Origin of the sequence: Trebonia sp. (assembly GCF_049794275.1) — a bacterium.
Lineage (GTDB): Bacteria > Actinomycetota > Actinomycetes > Streptosporangiales > Streptosporangiaceae > Trebonia.
On record NZ_JBARCR010000323.1, the window covers coordinates 1 to 4,534 of the forward strand.

A 4,534-nucleotide genomic window follows, 5' to 3' on the forward strand; every position below is an offset into this window, starting at 1 on the left:
GAGCTTGATGACGGGACGAAGTGTGCTGTGACTCATGTTTTTTAGAACAACTCGTTAATGAAAATCATTCCCGGTTACCGCGTCATGAGCCGGGGCTTCCGGGGGGTAATCGATGGATCGCGCTGTAGGTTACATCGTGGCTGTGCGAGACGAGAAGGAGCAGTAGCGGATGAGCAGGACAGTGCTTTACGGCGGGCGCATCTTCGACGGCACCGGCAGCCCGATCGCCGATGGTGACATGGCGTTCGAGGACGGGCGCATCGTAGCAGTGGGCAGCGGGCTGGACGGCGACGACGGCGTGGATGTCGCCGGGTGCACGCTGCTTCCTGGCCTGTTCGACTGTCACGTGCACGTGACCAGCTCGGGCACCGACTTCCTGCGGCGTCTCCAGCGGCCGTTCTCCTACCAGTTCTACGAGGCAGTGCGCAACCTTGCCGCCACGCTCGACTGCGGTATCACCACCGTCCGGGACGCGGGCGGAGCGGATCTCGGCATTCAGCACGCGGTCGACGACGGCCTCATCGAGGGGCCGCGACTGCGCATCGCGATCACGATCCTGAGCCAGACGGCGGGCCACGGGGACGGCTGGCTGCCGTCCGGCATGCTCGCGCCGCTGCAGGTCAGCCATCCCGGCCGGCCTCCGGGAATCGTGGACGGCCCGGAGGAGATGCGCAAGCGCGTCAGGGAGATCGTTCGCGCCGGGGCCAACGTGATCAAGGTCTGCACATCGGGCGGGGTGCTATCGCCGCGCGACAATCCCAGGCACGCTCACTTCCGGCCCGACGAGCTGGCGGCGCTGATGGCCGAGGCCACCGCCGCCGGGCTGCCGGTGATGGCGCACGCCCAGGCGACCGACGGCATCAAGGCCGCCGTGCGGGCGGGCGTCCGGTCGATCGAGCACGGAATCTACCTCGACGATGAGGCGATCGCGATGATGCTGGAGGCGGGAACGTGGCTGGTCCCGACGCTCATAGCGCCCGTCAGCGTGGTGGAAGCGGCCAAGAACGGCGCGCAGTTGCCGGACGGCGTGGTGGCCAAGGCCGAAGCCGTCATTGACGCTCACAACGCGTCGTTTGCCGCCGCGGTAGCGGCGGGCGTCAAGGTCGCGATGGGAACCGACAGCGGCGTCGGGCCGCACGGCAGCAATCTCCGCGAGCTGGCGCTGATGGCCGCTGGCGGCATGACTCCGCAGGAGGTGCTGGTCGCGACGACGAGTTCGGCCGCCGAGCTACTCGAGGTCCACGCCGACTCCGGGACGCTCGCCCCCGGCAAGCTCGCGGACATCGTCGTCCTCGCCGGTGACCCAGTTGACTTTGCCCATTTCAAGGACAACATCCGCGCGGTGTACTCCGGCGGCAGGCTGGTGCGCGGTCAGGTTTAGTCTTTGCCTAATGTTCACCGTGGTCTGGATGGGGTGAAGTTCGATGCCTGACCTGCGGGCGACGGTCGGCGAAAGACGGGCGTCAGGAAAAGCCGCCAGGAAGAGAACACCCCGGAGCGCGCTCGCATCCTGGGCCGAGGAAGATCGCGGGCACGACGCGCTGGACACGATCCTGGCCCAGAACAAGATCCGGGTCCCTGAACTCGTCCCGATCAGGCATTACCGCATGGCAGCCTCGCCGTGGAATTACTACCGGGGCGCGGCCGCGGTCATGGCCGCCGACCTGGCCGCACAGCCCAACAGCGGGCTGACGGTGCAGCTCTGCGGTGACGCCCACGTGCTGAACTTCGGCCTGTGGGCCACGCCGGAACGCAACTTGTCTTTCGACCTGCGCGATTTCGACGAGACCCTGCCCGGGCCATTTGACTGGGACGTCAAGCGTTTCGCTGCCAGCCTCGTCGTGGCGGGCCGCGACAGCGGGCTCGAGCCGGCCAGGGCCGCCGCCGCGGTGACGGCGGGCGTCCAGGCCTACTGCCGTCGGATGCACGGGTACACCTCGATGCCCGAACTCGGCCTCTGGTACGACGGCACCCACGTGGACAGCCTCATCGATTATTTCGAGCCCGCGGACCGCGGGCGGGTTTCCGTGCACATCGAGAAAAAGCGGGAGCGCCGCACGAGCCAGGGCGCGTTCGCCAAGCTCACGAACATGGCCGGCGGGCGTCCGCGGATAACCGTGGAGCCTCCGGTCCGGGTCACGATGAGCGACGCGGAACAAGCCGAGCTGGTCGGCCAGTTCCTGGCCGAGTACCGGCTGACCCTGCAGGAAGACAGGCGGACCCTCTTCGACCGCTTCACCGAGACCGACATGGTCCGCCAGGTGGTGGGGGTGGGCAGCGTCGGCATGCGGGTGTACCTGGTGCTCATGGAAGGCCGGTCGGGCACTGACCCGCTCTTCTTGCAAGTCAAACAGGCCGGGCCGTCCGTGTACGAGGCCCACGCCGCCCCCAGCCGCCACGACACCCACGGCGCCCGGGTGATCAGCGGCAAGCGGCTGATCCAGAGCGCCACCGACATATTCGTCGGCTGGGGCTCAATGAGCGGGAGGGACTACTACGTGCGGCAGTTCCGCGACATGAAGATCATCCCGACGACCGCGCTGATCGCTCCACGGCTCGCCGAGTTCGCCACCGCCTGCGGTGAGACGCTCGCCCGGGCGCACGCCCGCACCGGGGACGCGGCAGCCATCGCGGGCTACATCGGGAAGGGATCCAAGTTCACCGCCGCGATCAGCCGGTTCGCCGGCAAGTACGCCGATCAGAACGAACGCGACCACGCGCAGCTTGTCCGCGCTATTGACGCTGGCGCCATCCAGAGCCAGCCGGGGTGACGACGCTGCTTCAACTCGCGGATCAGTCGATCAGGCCGGTGAGGTCCAGCTGGCTGAGGCGGTGCGGGTCGGCGAGGATGTCGATCTCGGTGATCTTGTCGTCGCGGATGGCCATGCCGATCAGGGCGAAGGGCTGGCCGCCGCGCACGATGAGGAAACCCGGGGCGCCGTTAACGAGCACCGGGCGGGCGAAGCGCGCCAGGGGCGAGAAAAGGCGCGCGGTGGCGATTACCTCCGGTGCGCCGCGGACCAGCCGGGACGGGCCTAGCGGGCCGGCGCCCGCGTCGGCGCGGAGCACCACATCCGGGTCGAGGACGGCCAGCAGGCCCTCGAAGTCCTCCCCGCGGGCGGCGGCCAGGAAGGCGGCGGCCACCGCGCGCTGCCTGGCGGGATCGGCCGCGGCTGAGGCAGTAGTGCCGGCTAGCCGGTGCCTGGCCCGGCTGGCCAGTTGCTTGGCGGCAGCCGGGGAACGGTCCAGGACGGGCCCGATCTGCTCGAACGGGACGGCGAAGATGTCGTGCAGGACGAAGGCGAGCCGCTCGGCAGGAGACAGCGTGTCGAGGACGACCAGCAGCGCGAGACCGACCGAGTCGGCCAGCAGCGCATGCTGCTCGGGATCATCCGCGGCGGAGGTGACGACCGGGTCCGGCACGTGCACGTCGAGCGGGTCCTCGCGGCGTGCCATCCGGGTCCGCAGCATGTCCAGGCAGACACGGGACACGACGGTGGTCAGCCAGGCGCGCAGGTTCCGCACGTCACCGGCGTCGGTTCTGGTCAGGCGCAGCCAGGCCTCCTGCACCGCGTCGTCCGCCTCGGTCAGCGAACCGAGCATCCGGTAGGCCACCGCCCGCAGGTGCGCGCGGTGCGCCTGGAACTCCGCCGCCGGCCAGTCTGTGGTGTCCACTGTTACCTTCCTCCGCCGACGACCGTCATACCCATAGACGATCCGAACGGGATCGAGGTAACAACGAGAGGAGCAGCAGATGACCGATCAGCCGGTGACGGGGCGCCCGATGGCGGCGCCGGCCCCGCGGGCGCAGACCCTCAAGGCGCAGAACCTGGTGAACCGGATCGTCCGGGGGCTGCTGCGCACGCCGCTGCTGAGCCGGCTCGCCGGCCGCCGGCTTGTCACCGTGTACGTCACCGGCCGCAAGTCCGGGCGGCGCTACGCGGTGCCGGTCGCCTACACCAGGCACGAAGGGGACCTCCTCATCGGCAGTCCCTTCGGCTGGGGCCGCAACCTCCGCACGGGAGAGGCGGTGACGATCCGGCTCAAGGGCCGCCGGCGGCTCGCCGACGTCCTGGTCCTGGCTGACGAGCGGGAGGTCGTCGACGCGTACGCCGTCATGGCGCGCGACAACCACGCCTTCGCCAAGTTCAACGACATCGGCTTCGACCAGGGCGGCAACCCCGTACCGGCCGACCTGCGCCAAGCCTGGGCGGCGGGGGCTCGCGCCTTCCGGCTGACACCGCGCTGACCACATCATGACGGCGGCGGACTCGTCATCAGTGGATGGCGGTGCCGAACAGGTGCCCGACGCCGTAGGTGAAGGCCAGGCCGAGTGCCCCGCCGACAACGACCCGCAGGACGGCGCGGCGCACGTCGCTGCCGCCCAGGCGGGCGCTGAGGGCGCCAGTCAGGGCGAGCGCGATCAGGACGGCGGCAAAAGTGACCGGGACCCGCAGGGTGGCCGGAGGCAGCAGGATGGCCAGCATCGGCAGCAGGGCACCGGAGGTGAATGACAGCGCCGAAGCGGCGGCGG

The 4,534-nt window shown here is 69.5% G+C and carries 5 protein-coding genes; 3 read left to right on the forward strand and 2 right to left on the reverse strand.

The features are described from left to right. Positions 1 to 169 precede the first annotated feature (169 nt). Together WA805_RS08955 and WA805_RS08960 are read left to right on the forward strand one after the other, a co-directional pair. Positions 170 to 1,381 carry an amidohydrolase family protein gene (locus WA805_RS08955; protein WP_425242108.1) on the forward strand — a complete coding sequence of 404 codons (1,212 nt, stop codon included), beginning with the start codon at positions 170 to 172 and terminating at the stop codon, positions 1,379 to 1,381. A gap of 43 nt (positions 1,382 to 1,424) precedes the next feature. Beyond that, on the forward strand, positions 1,425 to 2,771 hold the full coding sequence (locus WA805_RS08960; protein WP_422276897.1) for a DUF2252 domain-containing protein: 1,347 nt from the start codon (positions 1,425 to 1,427) through the stop codon (positions 2,769 to 2,771). Positions 2,772 to 2,793: 22 nt separating this feature from the next. Here the strand turns inward: WA805_RS08960 and WA805_RS08965 are convergent, their stop codons facing one another. Further along, positions 2,794 to 3,675, reverse strand: a complete 882-nt coding sequence (locus tag WA805_RS08965) for a sigma-70 family RNA polymerase sigma factor (RefSeq protein ID WP_422287675.1) — start codon at positions 3,673 to 3,675, stop codon at positions 2,794 to 2,796. Positions 3,676 to 3,754: 79 nt separating this feature from the next. On the opposite strand from WA805_RS08965, the gene WA805_RS08970 reads away from it, so the two are divergent. Continuing rightward, positions 3,755 to 4,249: a nitroreductase/quinone reductase family protein gene (locus WA805_RS08970; RefSeq protein ID WP_422276901.1), complete on the forward strand. Its 495-nt coding sequence runs from the start codon at positions 3,755 to 3,757 to the stop codon at positions 4,247 to 4,249. Between the two features lie 28 nt (positions 4,250 to 4,277). Here WA805_RS08970 and WA805_RS08975 read toward each other — a convergent pair. Further along, positions 4,278 to 4,534 (reverse strand): VIT1/CCC1 transporter family protein (locus tag WA805_RS08975; RefSeq protein WP_425242109.1); only part of this gene is annotated, 257 nt, incomplete at its 5' end.

Coding starts and splice junctions, on each gene's coding strand:
- WA805_RS08960 (WP_422276897.1), top strand. CDS start 1,425: ATGCCTGACCTGCGGGCGACGGTCGGCGAAAGACGGGCGTCAGGAAAA.
- WA805_RS08955 (WP_425242108.1), top strand. CDS start 170: ATGAGCAGGACAGTGCTTTACGGCGGGCGCATCTTCGACGGCACCGGC.
- WA805_RS08970 (WP_422276901.1), top strand. CDS start 3,755: ATGACCGATCAGCCGGTGACGGGGCGCCCGATGGCGGCGCCGGCCCCG.